Origin of the sequence: Pluralibacter sp. (assembly GCF_019237635.1) — a bacterium.
Lineage (GTDB): Bacteria > Pseudomonadota > Gammaproteobacteria > Enterobacterales > Enterobacteriaceae > Enterobacter_B.
Genome location: NZ_JAFAGS010000002.1, coordinates 21887 through 38927, shown reverse-complemented (window position 1 = coordinate 38927; position 17041 = coordinate 21887). Strand labels below are relative to the sequence as shown.

Sequence of the window (17041 nt, the reverse complement as noted above, 5' to 3'; positions counted from 1 at the left end):
GCTGAGTGATAAATCGGCGCAGATAATCTCATACGTCGCACTGTCTACAGCCAGATGAAGCTTGCGCCACACTCTGCGCCTGTCGGCCCCGTGCTGCCTGACTTTCCATTCACCTTCGCCGAAGACTTTCAGACCTGTACTGTCGATAACGAGGTGCGAGATTTCGCCACGGGTTGGCGTTTTTATGCTGATGTTGACGCTCTTCGCCCGTTTGCTGACCAGAGAGTAGTCCGGGCAGCGTAACGACAGAGTCATCAGCGTAAAAATCGAATCAACAAAGCCCTGCAATGCCCGGAGTGGCAGGTTGAATACGCGCTTCATCATGAGAACCGTAGTGATAGCCATATCGGTGTAGTGAAGAGGTCGTCCGCGGCCTTCAGGCGGTGCACTGTCAGTCCATGCAGCAATGGCAGACTCATCAAGCCAGACCGTCAGCGAACCGCGCTGCCTGAGCGCCTTGTTGTAGGCTGACCAGTTGGTGATTTTAAACTTTTGCTTTGCCATGAGGATCTGATGCTGAAATGACTGTAACGATCAGATCCGCCCATCTCCTGAAAGTTCGATTTATTCAACAAAGCCGCTAAAAACGGAAGCGTCAGGAATTTGGTCTATATCGCTGAGCTTTGAAAATTACCAGACAGTGTTGTTCTTAGGTGAGCATATCACCTCTGTTCAAGTGGGAAGGAGATGTCTCTACAGAGTGTCGAATACTGAGAGTTTAATGCCGGAATAGTGGCAACCATCACCCCATCACCGTTTGGCTTACTTCAACAGTCTCTGTAATTTAAGAAGGGCACTTCAGGGCAGGATTACATTTTTTGCTGGTGGATATTTCTGTGGGGATTGAACGACGACTTTCCCGTGTGATGCCACACCCCATAACTGGGGTGTGAACAAGTAGGTTTATGTAACTGATTCGAACAACGGGAGATTGTCTGTTATTCGCCGACCGCTCTGGCTGTGTAATTGAGTGTTGGCAGGCGCACCTGATCAAGACCGCTAATACGCCGGGCCACCAGTCGGGCGCTATGCTCCAGATGGTGATAGAAACTGGCGTTGAGCTGAGTAAGGTGTAGCAGCGACTGGCGCAGCCGTTCGAAGCGCTTCGGGCAGACTGGCGACTGATGGCGCCAGAAGTGCGCCAGCGTCAGCTGACTGGTCAGTCCGTCGATATCATACAGAGCGCGACCTATACAAAAGGTAGGCACTCTATGCAGCAGGGCGGAGAGACCCACCGTGCTGTTGATAGTGACAACGCCCTTTAGTAAGGGATAGAGGGCCGGTAATGGCAATTCATAACCATAGAAGACTCGCCCCCGCAGATTAAACATCTGGCTCAGGCTATCAATCTGGGCACGATAGCTCACATAGCCTCTGTCCATTGGGTGATGTTTGAACAACAGAATATCGTCTGCCTGGGCGTGATGGGCGAAGCTGCTGATGACCTGAGTCACCATCTCTTCAATGCCACTCAAATCCGAGTGCTCACGGATTTGAAAATCTTCTGTTACCTGCAGGGGGACGAAGAAGATCTTCCCGCGATGCTGTTCCAAATCGCGCATTAACTGGCGATCGGGTCGCTGGTGTTGCCATTTGGTCACTCCGCCCATCACCCAGCCACGAGCCTCTTGCCAGGCGTTCCAGGGACGGTGGCTGACATAGTCGGGATAATGGCGGTGCTGTAGTAACTTACGTAGATGGTAGCGAATGGCGTATCCGGCGCGGCGGGCAAAGGTGCGTCCCACCACAAGTTGCGCCTGATAAGGTACAGGCCAGTCGTGTTCGACCAGTTCGTCACGTTGTGCATAGAGAGGACTGAAGGCATTAACACCGCCGTGCTCCATGGTGATGAAATCTGGCCTCAGATAACCTTCCTCCAGCGCCCAGAATGCAATCTCCAGTTGTTTACACAGACTGGCGGCAACCCGATGATAAAAACGGCAGTCGCCATAACAGACCACAGCCTCGATATTGCGCTTTTTCACCAGGCGACGCAGAAAGGTATCCCAGCTTTCCGGTTCATCTGAAAAGACAACATTGTCACCCGTACAGAGCCAGGCGGCATCACCCGCATTGAAGTTTACCTTGCACACGGAATGTCCAAGATCCGCGAGTTCCTTGCTCAACGCCTGAAAAAAGGGCCCCAGCGGCCCTTGCAGTAGCAATATGTTCATCGGTTATTTCTGTCTGTCGAGAAGAGGAAGGGGGGGACGAACCACTGTCTGGTACAGGTAGCCGAGCTTAAGCGCCCAGCGGTGCAGGCGCGGTAATGGCTTGCTGTCGGTTTGCCCTTGCGCGGCCAGCAGTCGGATTTGGTGTTCTGCGGTCACCCAGAGCCCGCTGCGCCAGTCAAAATAGCGGGGATAGAGGGCAAGCGTCGCCAGAGCCAGTTGCTCCTGCGTCAGCGTTCGCTCACGGCGGGAGGGCGGATTCACATCGACCGTCAGCCCCCAGCCGCTGTAGAAAGGCTGGCCCCACACCACCACCCTGACGTCCTGCATCAGTGCTTCAAAACCACTTAATGAGGTCATGGTGTGCAGTTCCGCCACCTGGGGGTAGAGCGAAGCGAGATCCACCTCCAGCACCTGCTCATCGACACACGCCGCCAGACAAGTTGCGGAAATCGTACCGGCCCGATTACCGGCTACAACGTCCGGGTGCGGTTTATAGATGATGTGGGCATCGGGTCGGGCTTCACGCACGGCCCACAGCAGTTGCTCGTTGCTGCGGATCACCGGGCTGCCGGTGAGGATGGAGGCATCGCCATCTACCTGCCCGACCACCAGAATACACGTCTTGCTTCCCTCCGCGGGTTGCCAGGAGCGCTGCACCCCGACGTTATATTTGCTGACCCGATGTGCCCGTAACAGGGCCAGCAGCGACGCGCCACGGCGCTGATCCTCGGGGCTGAACGGATGCTGATTAAGTAACCGTTCAAGCTGGCTTGGCGCAGTGCTGTCAAAATAGATACCCAGCGGATCGACAGAGAGCGATGATGGCCGGCACAGGTTGGACCCCAGCCCGCGCGAGCGGATAAAACCGTCTTCCACCCGGATGGGCGAAACCAGTTCAGGATAATTTCTGCCCCATACCAACACCTGCTCGTCAGCGGCCAGTTGCACAGGCGGTTTGCTCACGAAGCGCAACTCATCGGCCAGATCGACACAGAAGGTGTGCATAAAAGCCCGTTTCCACAGGCTGAACCCCACCAGATAAAGGCGACGCCAGCGCGGTGCAGGCTTAAGCTGCGCAGCGACGAGGCGAATCACCTCTTCCACCTCACACGGCTGTTTCAGCACCGGATCGTAATAACGGGGATAGGTAATCAGTGCCGCATGTACCAGTTGCTCAAGAGAGATCTGCGTCCGACGTTCACACGTCAGCGCATCATGGGTCAGTCCCCAACCGGCATAAAAAGGCATCCCGAAACAGTAAACCGGTTTGCCGAGCAGCAGCGCTTCAAACCCCATCTGGGAGGAGACGGTATACACCGCGTCCACCGCCCGCAGTAGGGCGTGGGGGTGGCAGGGCTCACTCACCAGCTCAAGATCAGCCAGATTGAGGCGGGCCAGCGCCCCGCGTTTCTTGCCCAGCCGGGTATCGGGGTGTGTACGTAACAGCAGGCGGGCACCTGGATGACGCGCACGGGCTGCCGCTGCCATGGCCACGAAGGTCTGTTCATCGGCCAAAGCGCCGGTAATCGAGAGATCCCCCGCGACCTGATCAACCAGCAGGATGCAGGGGCGTGAGTCGCACCCGAAACGGCTGGAAAGCGCTGGCGGCAACTGCATCGGAGCATCCAGCCCTGGATAGATGTTGTACTTGGTGACGCCATGCTGGCGCACCAGGGCGGTCAGTTGTTCTGCACGGGCCTGCTCCAGTTCGCTGAGCGGACGGGGAATTAAACGCTCCAGACGGCTGGGCGTACGGGCATCGTAATAGATGCCTTCGTCGTCCCATACCAGGCCAAGCGGCAAACCACTGCGGGCCGGATGGCCCAGATAGCCGAAAAAGCTGTCTTCGAGGCGCCAGAAGGGGTGGCCGTGTGCTGCTGCCACTGAACAGAGTGACTCGCTGGTGGGCTTATTGCCCCAGCCAGCCAGCAGATCCTCCTGAGCGACCTGCCCGATATTGCCAAAACGCTTCGGTTCACAGGGCCACAGAGCACGCAGCAACTCGCCGCGTGCACACAGACCCTGACTACTGACCCACATTTTCATCAGATTGATGTACCACTGTTTATCAGACTTCTGATCTTTTCGAGATCTTCCGGAGTATCCACGCCATGAGGAGGCGCCTTGTCTATGGTGGCAACAGCGATCTGAATGCCGTGCCACAGGGCCCGCAATTGCTCCAGTGACTCCAGTTGCTCAATGGTTGCAGTCGGTAACTGGCCTAAGGTAAGCAGCGTGTCGACGCGGTAGGCATACAGACCAATATGGCGTAACCCGTGTCTGGTTTCCGTGGCTCCAGGTTGGTAAGCAAAACCGTCTCGATCCCAGGGAATCGGGGCGCGCGAGAAGTAGAGCGCCCGATTGTCTTTATTCAGCACGACTTTGACACACTGGGGAGCCATAACCTGCTCCAGCGTATCAATCGGCGTTGCCAGCGTGGCAATACCACATGTCGGCTGTGTGGCCAGTGTTTTGGCCGCGAGCGTAATCAACCTGGCAGGAAGCAGAGGTTCATCACCCTGCACATTCACCACAATGGTCTCGGGCGCCCACTTCAGTGCATGGGCCACTTCGGCCAGACGATCCGTGCCACAATTGTGTTCGGGGCGGGTCATGATGATGTTGCCGCCGAACTGGCGTACCGCCGCAGCAACCCGCTCATCATCGGTAGCCACCCAGATGTCGTCCCGGTCAAGACCTGTTTCAACAGCGCGTTGCCAGACATGTTGAATCATCGGCTGATCGCCAATCAGCGCCAGCGGTTTTCCGGGCAGGCGGCTGGAACCGTACCGCGCGGGGATTACAATTTTGTAGTTCATTGTTGTCGGGTCTGAAATGCAGGAATGGTAAACAGGCAAGGGCGTGCAAAGAGCGTCCTTATTGGACCGTGGCGATTTACACCAGCGTATCTTCCAGGAATCGATGAGCGCGAGTAACCTGATCGAGTTCTGCCAGTACCGTCAGCATTTCCGCCATCACGGAAAGCGGCAGCATGTTCGGGCCATCACTCAGCGCTTTTGCGGGGTCTGGATGGGTTTCCATAAACAGACCATCGACCCCAACGGCTACAGCGGCGCGCGCCAGTACTGGCACGAACTCACGCTGACCACCACTGGTGGCACCCTGTCCGCCAGGCTGTTGTACTGAGTGGGTGGCATCAAAGACAACTTTGCAGCCAGTACGACGCATAACCGGCAGACCACGCATATCAGAGATCAGGGTGTTATAACCAAAGGAGGTACCACGATCACACAGCCAGATATCCTGATTGCCGACTTCATGGCATTTTTTGACGACCTGTTCCATATCCCATGGGGCCTGGAACTGACCTTTCTTGATATTAACGGGTTTACCGCAACGGGCCACTCGCTGGATAAAGTTGGTCTGGCGCACAAGGAAGGCGGGGGTTTGAAGTACATCGACGACGCTCGCCACCTCTTCGACAGGCGTATCTTCGTGTACATCGGTCAGCACACGCAGACCATAGGTCTCTTTGACCTTTTGCAGAATTTGCAAACCGCGCTCCATACCTGGACCGCGGAAGCTATCGGTAGAGCTTCGATTCGCTTTATCGAAACTGGATTTGAAAATATATTCCATACCCAGTTTATCGGTGATTTCTTTGATTCTGCCAGCAACATCCATGACAAGTTGCTCGGATTCAATAACACAGGGGCCTGCGATTAGAAACATATCAACTCCATTAATGAATGATCTTTTTCAATATAAACCCCAAGACCTTAGCTCTTGATGTCTGTGGTTTAAAAAGCCAGCTCAGGTTTTTTATTAATGGTTTTTTTGAGTCACTAAAGAAACGATAAGGTGTGTTTTTTAACTTGGCTTTCTTTTTGTTTTTGATATCAACGATTACACCTTTTTTTCCTGAAAAAGGTTTGGGTTGTACAGTAGTTAAATTCGTACTCTGAGCCAGAGAGAACATTTTATAACGCTGTCGCGCTCCATTTTTCCATTTTGATTGCTCTATCAACCTATCAATCACATCGGGCTTAATATGTCCATTCGTATCAAAATGGCTTTCATCAGGTTTTGCTATTAGCCAAACAGAGCCTCCGCCAAAAATATTTTCCACTTCAAAGTTATCGAAAATTGCGGCATCCATCGGTGATGGATAATTAGCGTAGTCAAGAATTAACCTTGTTGATAGTAAAGGTGATACTTCAAATAACTCATTGTAATTACAAAATCTATCTTTGATATCATTTATAAAATCTGTAGCGCCGCTGTGTATTTTTTTTAAGATTGGCTTACGTGTTTTTTCTTCTTCAGCATCCAAAAGATTTAATTTTAATTTATTATCTTCTCGCGTGATATTAATCAAACTACCTTCAAGCGAGCTTAAAGCTGCTTCAAAAATAAAGACATGATCATTAAGTTGATGACGATATGCAATTTTGTGGTCATCAAGATCTTGTAAATACCCTTCAAAGAGCGCATTGTTGAAGTGGTTTCTTGAGTGGTTGTGAGTTAGGAAATAGTATCCACCAATACTATCTGTAGATAGTATCTTGCCTAGATAAAATTGCATTGAACCACTGTACCCTATATCAACCACCGCTGTGTTTTTATTTTTTATGTTACCTATAAAGCCTTCTTGCTCTAAATATTCTAAGAGAGTATTTCTTTCATTAGTTGCTTTGGTAAATATAATATCTGATATTTCATTAAGAAATCTATGAAGCTTATTTATTTCAAATGATGGAGTAACAATACTATCAGCCTTATATTTGAATTTTTTAGCTATTTGCAGAGGGATTTCATTCCACTCAATATCAAATCTCGAATTTAGAAAGCTAGATATGCTTCGAGCATTAAAATTCTGAGATGCAAGTTCTATTATATCGTCAATTGTTTTAATTGAAGGTAATGTCACAGCTCTCCGTGATGCATATAGATAATGAGTTATTGGTGCGTCATCTTTATCTCCGTAGAGTTTGTCAAAAGATTGTTTTAGAATCCATCCATCTCTAGCTAAAAAATATAGATGTTCTGTTTTTGACTGTTTTGCCTTTCTATATAACCATTGTGTAAAGCCAAGAATCATTGGCCCAATAGCCATATAGCCATATTTGTAAGGTGAGCCAGAAAATGTATTGTCAGGATCAAATTTATTCCAATGATCACTGTTGAATTTATTGGCAAAAATACCATTTATTATAGATGTGGAAGAATGCCGGATAGAAAATGTTCTTTCAAGAACAGTAGCTATTTTTGCGCGTCTATAATTATCCATAGCTTTAGGGAATACATAGCTGCGAAGGTTGTTTTTCTTTGCCATATCCCCATCGGCTATTTTATTATCACCAACATGTAGTGCTTTTGACGCAGAAATATCATATTGTTTAAGTAATTTTAAATACTCAGGATATATTGTTCCGTTATGTTTCCTGGTTTTGCTGGTTGCAGATGAAAGTAATATGTTAACATGTTCTTTGAGACCAATTTTCTCAACAATTTTTTCTATGAAGTTTTTTTCAAAATATATATCTGTAATTATTGCTCTTACGGAACATATCAGTTCTGCAAACTTGAATTCTTTTACCATTCGGGCCTTAGCATGAACCAAATCAAACTCAGATTGCATTTCTATTTTTTTTATTATTTCAAGTTGGTCATCATTAAGGTTTGCAATTTCACCAATTCTTTCATATATTTGATCTATAGTTACTTCAAAATGGCCTTGTGTAGGTCTTCTTACATCACCTTCAGCCTGTCTTCTTATATGGTGGAATTTGAAATTCCTATTGTTTATGGCCTGTTGTACTTTTGGTTCGATGAACAAAAATAGTTCATGTGGATCAATGAAATCTCTCTCTGCTAGTGTATCAAATAGATCAAAAGAAATAGCATCCACCTCGGACATTGCCACCCTTAAGTGATCAGTTTGAGTTTCAATGTTTTTTATGGAGATTTCTTTATCTAACAACCAACCCCTTCGACCCTCCCACACTCTTTTATGGAGGTCTTGTGCGGAAATTGATTGAGAAAAAATTTCGTCATGATTATTTTCTATAATAAGGTTATATAATTCATTTAGTTTTAAATAATAATTTTCACCATGAAATATGTCGAACTTATGAGAAAGATGTACTTTTGATAATAAGTTATACAATAGTACATCGTTGTTTATAAGTTCTGTTCGTGAAACTTGATTAATAAATTCATCAATGTTTTTAGCTGTGGACATAATGCTGACATGAGAACTACCAATAGTAATTAATGGTTTTCTCCATAGAGAGCATTGATACGCAATAGATGAGGATACAGTAAGACCTCCATCGACGTAAGGTAAGAGGAATTGTGAGGGTCCAGGTATATCTTTATTATTTTCTAGGTAAATGAAATTAGAAAACTCAGCCTTTAACTCATCGACTTGTTTATTGGTTATCTGACGGCAGTAGTTATGCTCCGTTACAATGACGGCGATGTTTTGTGGGGTGTGTACCAACGCATATTTCACCAATTCATATTGTGTCTGTATGTCGGTGCATGCATTGAATGCAAAATAATTATCAATCTGACATGCTACAATATATGCAGCATCATATTCATCATAAATCTCAGCCAGAAATTTTTTGTAAGGGAAGTTTTTTGAAATATGTCTAATGGCATCTCTGCGAATTACTCTTAATACTTCAAGTTGTTCACTATCAAGAATGCCATGTTTTAATTTTTCAATAAATTTTGCTTGAAAAGAAGTATTGTAAAGACCATATGGGTCAATTATTCCAAAAGCCGGGAATGGAGCTCTAGAAAATGCACCAAACATGCTGTTAAAGTGAACGGCATCAGGGAATGTTAATTTCATAAAAGGGGATGGTGATTCATAAGTGATCGTTATGTCTGGATAATGGTCACCAATTTTTGATGAAATCAATTTGCGTATTTTTTCTCCTTCCCCCTCCAATAATTCTCCTTTACTCCATCTCATAGAGGCGGAAAAATTGTCACCGCAAATGTTATCAATGTCTCTACTTTCTATTTTTATAACATCAAAGCTAGTAAGGTCGAGCCCCTCACTTACCGCCCGATCATAAATATCATTACTAATGATGACTTTTATATTTAAAGATTCTTTATAGCTTTTTAAGCATTTAATTTCTGGGATGATATGAGATCTGAATGTTGCATATCTGAATAAAGGGTCAGACAACTCTGATTGAAGCTCAAGATAATAAATAATGCTATTGATTGACTTTAATGAGTTCTCTGTGTTGTTCATAATATATCCATCATTATCTATAATGATTAATTTATAAATTGAGTCTATATAGACATTAGTGTTTTGAGTGAGATGTAACTAATTATCTCTTTGCAAGAGATACTCTATTTTATCAGGAGGGTAATCTATTACGGCAATTCGGAAAGGTTATATTTATTCAAAAATCCCACATCAATTAAAGAAATTAACGATCCCGACAGGAGTGTTAGTATCATCCACCACCAGCAGTTGTTTAATCTGGCGCTCACGCATCAGATCTTCAGCATCGTTCAGCATCGAATGTTGAGAGGCAGTGATCGGATTATGGCTCATGATATCTTTGGCTTTGAAGGTGTTGAGATCAAAGTCCTGGCGTAGCATTGCACGACGTAAGTCACCATCAGTGATGACACCCATCAGGGAGCCTTTATCCATTACCAGTGCGATACCATGCTGATCCTGTGTCATGCCAACAATAACATCTTTGAGTGATGACTCAGGAGCCATTTGGGTTAGCCTGGAGCTCATAACATCTTTGAGGCGAGTCAGCAAACGGCGGCCCAGACTCCCCCCAGGATGAAACCTGGCAAAATCGTTGGGCATAAAATGGCGCTTATTCATCAGCGCCGATGCCAGTGCATCACCAATTGCCATGGTCAGCGTTGTCGATGTAGTTGGGGCCAGATTGTTGGGGCAGGATTCACTTTGCATCCTGATTTCGAGCACGGCATCAGCATTTTTGGCCAGAGTCGATTGCACTCCTCCAGTGATCGCGATAATACGATTTCCAAAGTGTTTCAGTGAGGGAATGAGTTTTAAAATTTCATCCGTTTCCCCACTGTTGGAAATCAGGATAACAACATCATCACCGGTGATCATTCCAAGATCGCCATGAAATGCTTCTGCGGGGTGAACAAAAAAACTCGGGGTTCCGGTGGAGGCTAATGTGGCAGAGATTTTACGTCCCACATGACCCGATTTTCCCATGCCGCAGATGATGACATGGCCTTTACACTGGAACATTAATGAAAGAGCCAGCAGGTATTGGCTTTTGTTGAACTCCGCAGCCAGACTCAGCAATGTTTCACCCTGTTGCTGGAGCGTTTTTTGGATGCTGTCCAGAACATCTCCGTCAAAGGGGACTTCGTCATAAAAATTGCGAATATCGACCGTTTGTTGATTCTTTATCACGCGTAATCATCCTGATTTGTAGGTTCATCGAAGCTAAATGGCTATTCAAGGAATTAATCCGAGTTCAGCACCACGTCTGCGGCAACGGCGATTTGGTAGATAATCTGGGTAATGTCTTTGACCGACTGCATGTTTTTGCTGTCAACTTTCGGCAGCACCAGAATCTGATCGCCTGCTTTAACGCTGCCCTGGCCTTTAAACTCCACCAGCCCGTTGGCATGTACCACCGCGATGCGTTTGTCATTTGCACGCTCTGTAAAGCCACCGGCCCAGGCGACATAATCCTCAAGACTGGCCTGTGGGTTATAGACCACCGCCTGCGGCATCAGCACTTCCCCGCCTACCTGAATCAGGTCGGTTTTGTTAGGAATAACAATCTGATCGCCTTGTTCCAGCTGAATATTGGCGATAACGCCATTGTCGGCGACCACCACTTTCCCGAGGGGCTGAACCTGGCGGGCTTTGTTCACAAACTGCATGATCAGTTCAGCTTCTTTCGCCCTGATGGAGGCTTCTCCATCTGAACTGGCGGGTGCGGTGAATGCACTGCGTTCCAGTTGATTGAGCGATTCATCAAGCATATCTTTTTGCCGCGCCGCGACACTTTTACGCATGATGTAAATGGACCCGTAGTCAGCCAGTTGAGGATCGATGGGAATATGGTCAAGTAAATCATGCAGTTTGGTCTGCTTACGCACGGTGAAAAAGGACGGACCAAGGTAGCTTCCCACTACCTGCACATCATAAATCTGGGCATGGGTATCGTCGTTAAACAGTACCTTGTCGCCATCCTGTAACTGGAAAGCGGCAAAATCTTTATAGGGCAGATAAACCGAGAACGGGCCGCCGGGGCGATCGCCAATGATCCCGACATGGCTCACTTTGGAAAGCGGGCGTGCGTAATAGGCCAGCTCCTCACCCTGCGTATTCTGCTGTTTTAACTCGAAACGGAAGGGGTTGCGGACTTTACCCGCGACATTGATCATCGCGCCCTGAGGCTCAACCAGGATCACATCCTGATCTTTTAATGCCAGTTTTGGCATTTTGCCTTGCTGCATAAAGTCGTAAAGGTCGATTTTTTGGATCACAGTACCCTGGCGTAGTACCTTGATTTGACGATAACTACCTCGTTCAGAATCGATACCCCCCGCCCGTTTGAGAAAATAGAGCACACTGTCGGATGCCTGGCCCGCATACTGGCCAGGACGAATAACCGGGCCTGTCACATAGACGCTGACCGGCGTGGAGGTTAACAGGTTGACGTAAATATTGACGTTGTTGGTAAAGACTTCGCCAATTTTCTCTGTCACCAGGTCATTAACCTGACCGGCATGCACCCCCTGAACATGGATTGGGCCAACATCAGGAATAAAAATATTCCCTTGATTATCGACGGTGACCACGCTGGAAAAATTAACCGCACCCCAGATCCAGATATTCAGTTTATCGCCTGGCGCGATCAGATAGTTGTCGTTCAGGCCATCGCTGCGTTCCGTTTCATAACCGCCGGCAAACAGGTTCGCGCCGTACGGGGGAGGCAGACCCGCTTCTGATTGCGGCAGCAGTTTACGAACATCACTTTCACCAGGTAACAGCAGGCCTTGCCGGTTTTGTTGCGTGAAGCTACCTACGGTGGAACTGGCGTTGGGCTGGCCTTCAAGCTGCACTCGCTGGGATTCGGTAGTACCTCCTGAAAGGTTGTAGCCTGCTGATTTGTCCGCAGGCGGCGTTGTCGTCTGCGGCGTGGCAGCCAGGGAGGAACAGGTTATCGTGGCAAGAAAAAGGGCCGTAGCCAGACGATAATGGTTTGTCATCTTCAAGGTAGCGATCCTCATTGTGATTGACCCGAATAAAGGCCGCTAAGGGAAGCCTGCTCCAGTTGAGGTATCAGATACCATTGATCTGCAATCTTGCATGCAGCGCTGCGTTGTGAGCGCCCCTGGGGGGTGTTTACCAGGAGTTCAGTACATTCACGACCCAGGGCAGAGATATAGCGCTGTCCCAGCACGAGAACACCTCCGGCCGTACTCAGGGATGCCCCCTGGTGCAGGGTATTGAGTGCCTGTTGCTGGCTTGCAGGCATGGGCGTCAGTTCAGTTTTTGTCGTCGGGCTCACAAGGGCGCGCGACGCATCGACTTGCTTTGGCTGATGTGAACAGCCAGCAAGGAGTACAACCAGGGATAACGCCTGGAGGGGGGCGATATAGTTCATAGTTCAATCGTTCTCACGGAAACTGACGGTAGGGCGATATGAATGATTTACTGCGGCTTAATGAGCAAAATTTAAGGGTGACCTGGTTAGTCCTGATGCTCACGCACGGTCGCCAGTACCATCACCACCAGACCATAGAAAAGGCACAACAGCACCGCAATGGTGGCAAGGTTGTACAGGCGTCGCGGGTATTCAGACTCTTCGGCCTGGCTTGGCTGGCTGACCACCAACAGGTGCTTGATTTTGCGATAAGCTTCGATTCTGGCTTGTTCAAGACTGGTGAGGCCGGTTTTGTAAACATCAACAGCCAGTTTCGCCTGCACCTGCACCGACATATACTCGGCGGTGACTTCATTGAGCGATTGCGCCTGATTTCCTGTCAGTCGCTCTTTTTCCTGGGCAATCTGGGTTTTTAACGCCGCAATGCCATCTTTGACGGTCACCACATCGGGGGCATTGGGGTTCATAAAGATTTCCAGACGTTTGAGCTCGGCCTGCTGACGCACCAATTGGGCTTCAAGCTCAGAGAGCACCCCCTGCATGGCGCCGCTGGTAATTTCCGGGCTCAGAATTTGATGTTGATGTTGAAAGGCCAGCACCTTCTCCTGCTCTGCCAGCAGACGCTGATAGCCCTGACTGACCTCTTTTTCAACAAACGCCAGCTGTTCGGAAGCGACCTGGCGGCTCAGCCGGTTAATAAAGTCTTCGCCCTCTTTCAGCATCAGGGCCACCGCTTTTTGGGTATAGGCCGGATCAAAGGTTTGCAGCTGCAGGGTCAGTACGCCAGAAAGCTCATCAAGAGTGATCGTCAGGTGGTCGCGGTAATACTGCAGAAACTCTTCACGGGTCGCGCCGCTGGCGAGCCGCGACAGCAGGTCTGCTTTGTCGCTCTGGAAATGGTCTTTGATCGCCAGTTCTTTATCGAGGATTTGCAGCATATCCCACGATTTGAGGTATTCCTGGATAACCAGTATATCCTGGTGATTGCTGCCTCCCAGCCCCAGCATGGAAAGTGCATCGGGCATCATTTTTACCTGGTCAGCCTGTTTGATGATAAGGCTCGCCTGGCTGACATAGCGGTCGCTGGCGATAACGCAGTAATAGAGGGCTGCCAGCAGAAAACACCCCACCACCCAGAGGAAACTGCCGAGTCGGACAGCTTTTTTCCACGAATAGGTCGCAACCCTGAATCCTCTGGAGTCAACCAGAAACAGTCTGGGGTCACGCTTGAGTTTACGCAGTTTGCGGCTGACAGGCGCCAGCAAGGGAAATTCTTTCATAGTCACTATAAGTACGCAGTTAAATGGCGGCTGATTACAACGTGGTGTAACGGGCGATGGCCTCTTCGATATCCGGGTAGAGCGTCAGTTCCCCTTGATGCAGCAGGATTCCCATGTCGCACTGCCTGCGCAGGGTACCCATGTCGTGGGAGACCATGATCAGGTTGGCGCTCTGCTGCTTCTGTTCAAAGACGTCATTGCACTTCTTTTTAAAGCGGGCATCCCCGACGGCGGTGATCTCGTCAATCAGGTAAGTGTCAAATTCAAAGGCCATGCTGACGGCAAAAGAAAATTTCGACTTCATGCCACTGGAGTAATTCTTGATTGGCAGCTCGAAGGCCTGGTCGATTTCCGAGAAGGCTTTGACCCACTCTTCCACCGGCCGGGTGTCATAGATACCGTGAATGCGGCAGATAAAGCGAGTATTCTCCCGTCCGGTCATGCTCCCCTGAAAGCCGCCACTGAGTGCCAGCGGCCAGGAAACCCGGTTGTGGCGAACAATCTTGCCCCGGCTGGGCATATCCATCCCCCCCAGCAGGCGCAACAGGGTCGATTTACCGGCGCCATTAGCGCCGAGAATGGCAATGTTCCGGTCGGCGGGCAGCGTGAAGGCGACTTCCTTTAGCACATACTGGCGACCGAATCGGGTCGGGTAGTACTTTGAGACGTTTTGCAGTTCAATCATGGTTTAGCTGGCAACCAGACGGTGGCGGCTGAGACGATAGGCGCTTGCCGCAAGCGTCAGTGTAATAAGGGTAAAACCTGCAAGGTATGACCAGCTTCCCCCGGCGGTCCGAAAGTCGCTGATCCAGCCGGTGCGGATCAGCTCCAGGGCATGAACCACCGGGTTCCACAACAGCAGATGCTGGTAATCCTGGGGCACACTCGCCAGCGGAAAAAACACCGCAGAAATAAACAACATGGGGCGCATCAAAAGGGGGAGGATTTTATCGGCCTCTTTGACCAGGGTGGCAAGAATGCAGAAGATCATCCCCACCGCAAAGCTCAACATCATCAGCAGGAAATAGCCTGCCAGAACGGCCAGCGGATCGGCAGGCAGCACATCAAAACCGAGCCATAACATTCCGGTGATCAGCACCACTGCCACCAGCACCCCCACCATGATCTCCAGGACAAGTCGTGAGAAGAGGGTGGCAAAGGGCGTCACCTGGCGATAGCAAAACAGCCCCCGGTTGCCGGAGACGGCGGATTGTAGTCGTGATACCGAATTTTGAAACATCAGAAAGGGCAGATAACCTGATGCAATAAAAACCGGGGCTTCTGCACCACCGAATCCATGGCGCTGGCGGACACCGAAAATAATACAAAAAACGGAGATTGCGATTAAGGGGTCAAGAATTACCCATGCATAGCCCATGCGATAGGTACCAAAGCGCGTTTTTAATTCGCGCATCAACAGACCAAAGGTGACATCCCTTAATACAGTTAGCGAGCTACGTGATGTTTGTGCAATCATAAGTTCAGTTAAAGAAATTAGCCATCCCGACTGAAAATAATAGGTTGTCTATAACCCGTAATAGTGTGGTCGGGAATCGAGTATGGAGTGCCTGTCATCATGAATTTGTTTATTGCATGACTGTAAGAACAATCACGCTGTCATTATGAAACTTGCGCGTCATTGTTCTGAAATGTTTAATTTTGAATTTTTTTGCTGTAACTTCAATGTAATGTGGTTGTTTTTTAGACATAGCTACCGCACAAACTATGCAATTTTTAACCGAAAACATGTCGATTAAGAATTTCATAATTATTTAGGATTTGTTTTTTTTGATGTCTAAAATATTTTTATTTGTTTCTGAGTGCCACGACTTGTGGATATTTATTTTTAATCACAAGTGTATATTTTACAGTAGGCATCATGGTGTGAAATCGGTATTTTTGTTTAATTTTAAAATCGCAGGATAACTTCAAATGAAACCACCTGAGGGTGTTTCCTGTTAGTACCTTATTGATGAAACATATCCGATGAGTTCATTTAAAGAAGCAGGTGAGAATGCGTTTTTGAGAATTCGTTACTTTCAGAAAGGCACCTCGTACATCACTTTTAAGCGATGACCGGACAAAAAAAAGATGAATGCTATCGTAGCAAAGCACTATCCGGGGATGACTGTAGCGAGATGAAGAGATCAGGGAGGTAATTCCTTACCTGACCCAAATTGCATCCAAAGAAAAAGGAGTCAGACGATTTCTCATCTAACTCCTTGTTTTATTTGGTGGCCCCTGTTGGGTTTGAACCAACGACCAAGCGATTATGAGTCGCCTGCTCTAACCACTGAGCTAAGGGGCCGTGGCGAGGAATTATAATGGAACTACTGCAAGCAATCCAGCGTAAAGCGCATGGTTGCTGTTTTTATAAACAATGTGTTTTCAATCCTTTATACTCACCGCACGCGTAATCAAAACAGGAACTGTCATGATCCACGATATCCTGACCTCGGGGCTGCGGGTGGTGTTCTGCGGTATCAACCCGGGCAAGTCTTCGGCACACACTGGCTTTCATTTTGCACATCCGGGGAACCGCTTCTGGAAGGTCATTCACCAGGCCGGGTTTACCGACCGACAGCTGAAGCCGGAAGAGGAGCAGCATTTGCTGGATACCCGCTGCGGAATAACCATGCTGGTGGAGCGACCGACGGTGCAGGCGAGCGAGGTCGCGCTGCATGAGCTGCGTAGCGGCGGGCGGGGGCTGATTAAGAAAATAGAGGACTACCAACCTGCGGCGCTGGCGGTGCTGGGCAAGCAGGCGTTTGAGCAGGCGTTCAGTCAGCGCGGCGCGCAGTGGGGAAAACAGCAGGTGGCCATCGGCGCAACGCAGGTCTGGGTGCTGCCGAACCCCAGCGGTCTAAACCGCGCGTCGCTGGAGAGCCTGGTAGCGGCTTATCAGGAGCTGGATGAGGCGCTGGCGGTGAGAGGGCTGTAGTTTTTCTGCGGGCATAAAAAAGCT

Annotated in this window: 13 protein-coding genes and 1 tRNA gene; 1 reads left to right on the top strand and 13 read right to left on the bottom strand. The window is 48.7% G+C overall.

The window, feature by feature from the left end:
* The 13 genes from JO226_RS00375 to JO226_RS00315 form a co-directional block, all read right to left on the bottom strand.
* A partial coding sequence (locus tag JO226_RS00375) for an IS5 family transposase (protein WP_293471666.1) occupies nucleotides 1-504 on the bottom strand: 504 nt, incomplete at its 3' end.
* 434 nt (nucleotides 505-938) lie between these two features.
* Nucleotides 939-2174 (bottom strand): capsular biosynthesis protein, encoded by a 1236-nt coding sequence (locus JO226_RS00370; protein WP_293471664.1) that lies wholly within the window; start codon nucleotides 2172-2174, stop codon nucleotides 939-941.
* Nucleotides 2175-2177: 3 nt separating this feature from the next.
* Nucleotides 2178-4220 (bottom strand): capsular polysaccharide biosynthesis protein, encoded by a 2043-nt coding sequence (locus JO226_RS00365; protein WP_293471662.1) that lies wholly within the window; start codon nucleotides 4218-4220, stop codon nucleotides 2178-2180.
* Entirely contained in the window at nucleotides 4220-4993 is a 774-nt protein-coding gene (gene kdsB, locus JO226_RS00360; RefSeq protein ID WP_293471660.1) for a 3-deoxy-manno-octulosonate cytidylyltransferase, read from the bottom strand. Before kdsB ends, JO226_RS00365 begins: the two co-directional genes overlap by 1 nt.
* 76 nt (nucleotides 4994-5069) lie before the next feature.
* Nucleotides 5070-5867: a 3-deoxy-8-phosphooctulonate synthase gene (gene kdsA, locus JO226_RS00355; RefSeq protein WP_293471658.1), complete on the bottom strand. Its 798-nt coding sequence runs from the start codon at nucleotides 5865-5867 to the stop codon at nucleotides 5070-5072.
* Nucleotides 5868-5877: 10 nt separating this feature from the next.
* A complete protein-coding gene (locus JO226_RS00350; protein ID WP_293471656.1) occupies nucleotides 5878-9414 on the bottom strand; it encodes a hypothetical protein in 3537 nt (1178 codons plus the stop codon).
* Nucleotides 9415-9585: 171 nt separating this feature from the next.
* Nucleotides 9586-10557 carry an SIS domain-containing protein gene (locus JO226_RS00345; protein ID WP_367273489.1) on the bottom strand — a complete coding sequence of 324 codons (972 nt, stop codon included), beginning with the start codon at nucleotides 10555-10557 and terminating at the stop codon, nucleotides 9586-9588.
* An 80-nt stretch (nucleotides 10558-10637) separates the two neighbouring features.
* On the bottom strand, nucleotides 10638-12398 hold the full coding sequence (locus tag JO226_RS00340; protein ID WP_293471668.1) for a polysaccharide biosynthesis/export family protein: 1761 nt from the start codon (nucleotides 12396-12398) through the stop codon (nucleotides 10638-10640).
* A gap of 17 nt (nucleotides 12399-12415) precedes the next feature.
* Nucleotides 12416-12796 (bottom strand): hypothetical protein, encoded by a 381-nt coding sequence (locus JO226_RS00335; protein WP_293471652.1) that lies wholly within the window; start codon nucleotides 12794-12796, stop codon nucleotides 12416-12418.
* An 86-nt stretch (nucleotides 12797-12882) separates the two neighbouring features.
* Complete coding sequence (locus tag JO226_RS00330; protein ID WP_293471651.1) at nucleotides 12883-14076, bottom strand: sugar transporter; 1194 nt, start codon at nucleotides 14074-14076, stop codon at nucleotides 12883-12885.
* Between the two features lie 34 nt (nucleotides 14077-14110).
* Nucleotides 14111-14761 carry an ABC transporter ATP-binding protein gene (locus tag JO226_RS00325; protein WP_293471649.1) on the bottom strand — a complete coding sequence of 217 codons (651 nt, stop codon included), beginning with the start codon at nucleotides 14759-14761 and terminating at the stop codon, nucleotides 14111-14113.
* Nucleotides 14762-14764: 3 nt separating this feature from the next.
* Nucleotides 14765-15553 (bottom strand): ABC transporter permease, encoded by a 789-nt coding sequence (locus tag JO226_RS00320; protein WP_293471647.1) that lies wholly within the window; start codon nucleotides 15551-15553, stop codon nucleotides 14765-14767.
* Between the two features lie 755 nt (nucleotides 15554-16308).
* A tRNA-Ile gene (locus JO226_RS00315) sits at nucleotides 16309-16384 on the bottom strand.
* Between the two features lie 126 nt (nucleotides 16385-16510).
* Between JO226_RS00315 and mug the strand changes: the two genes are divergently transcribed.
* A complete protein-coding gene (gene mug / locus JO226_RS00310) occupies nucleotides 16511-17017 on the top strand; it encodes a G/U mismatch-specific DNA glycosylase (RefSeq protein ID WP_293471646.1) in 507 nt (168 codons plus the stop codon).
* The last annotated feature ends 24 nt before the right edge of the window (nucleotides 17018-17041 follow it).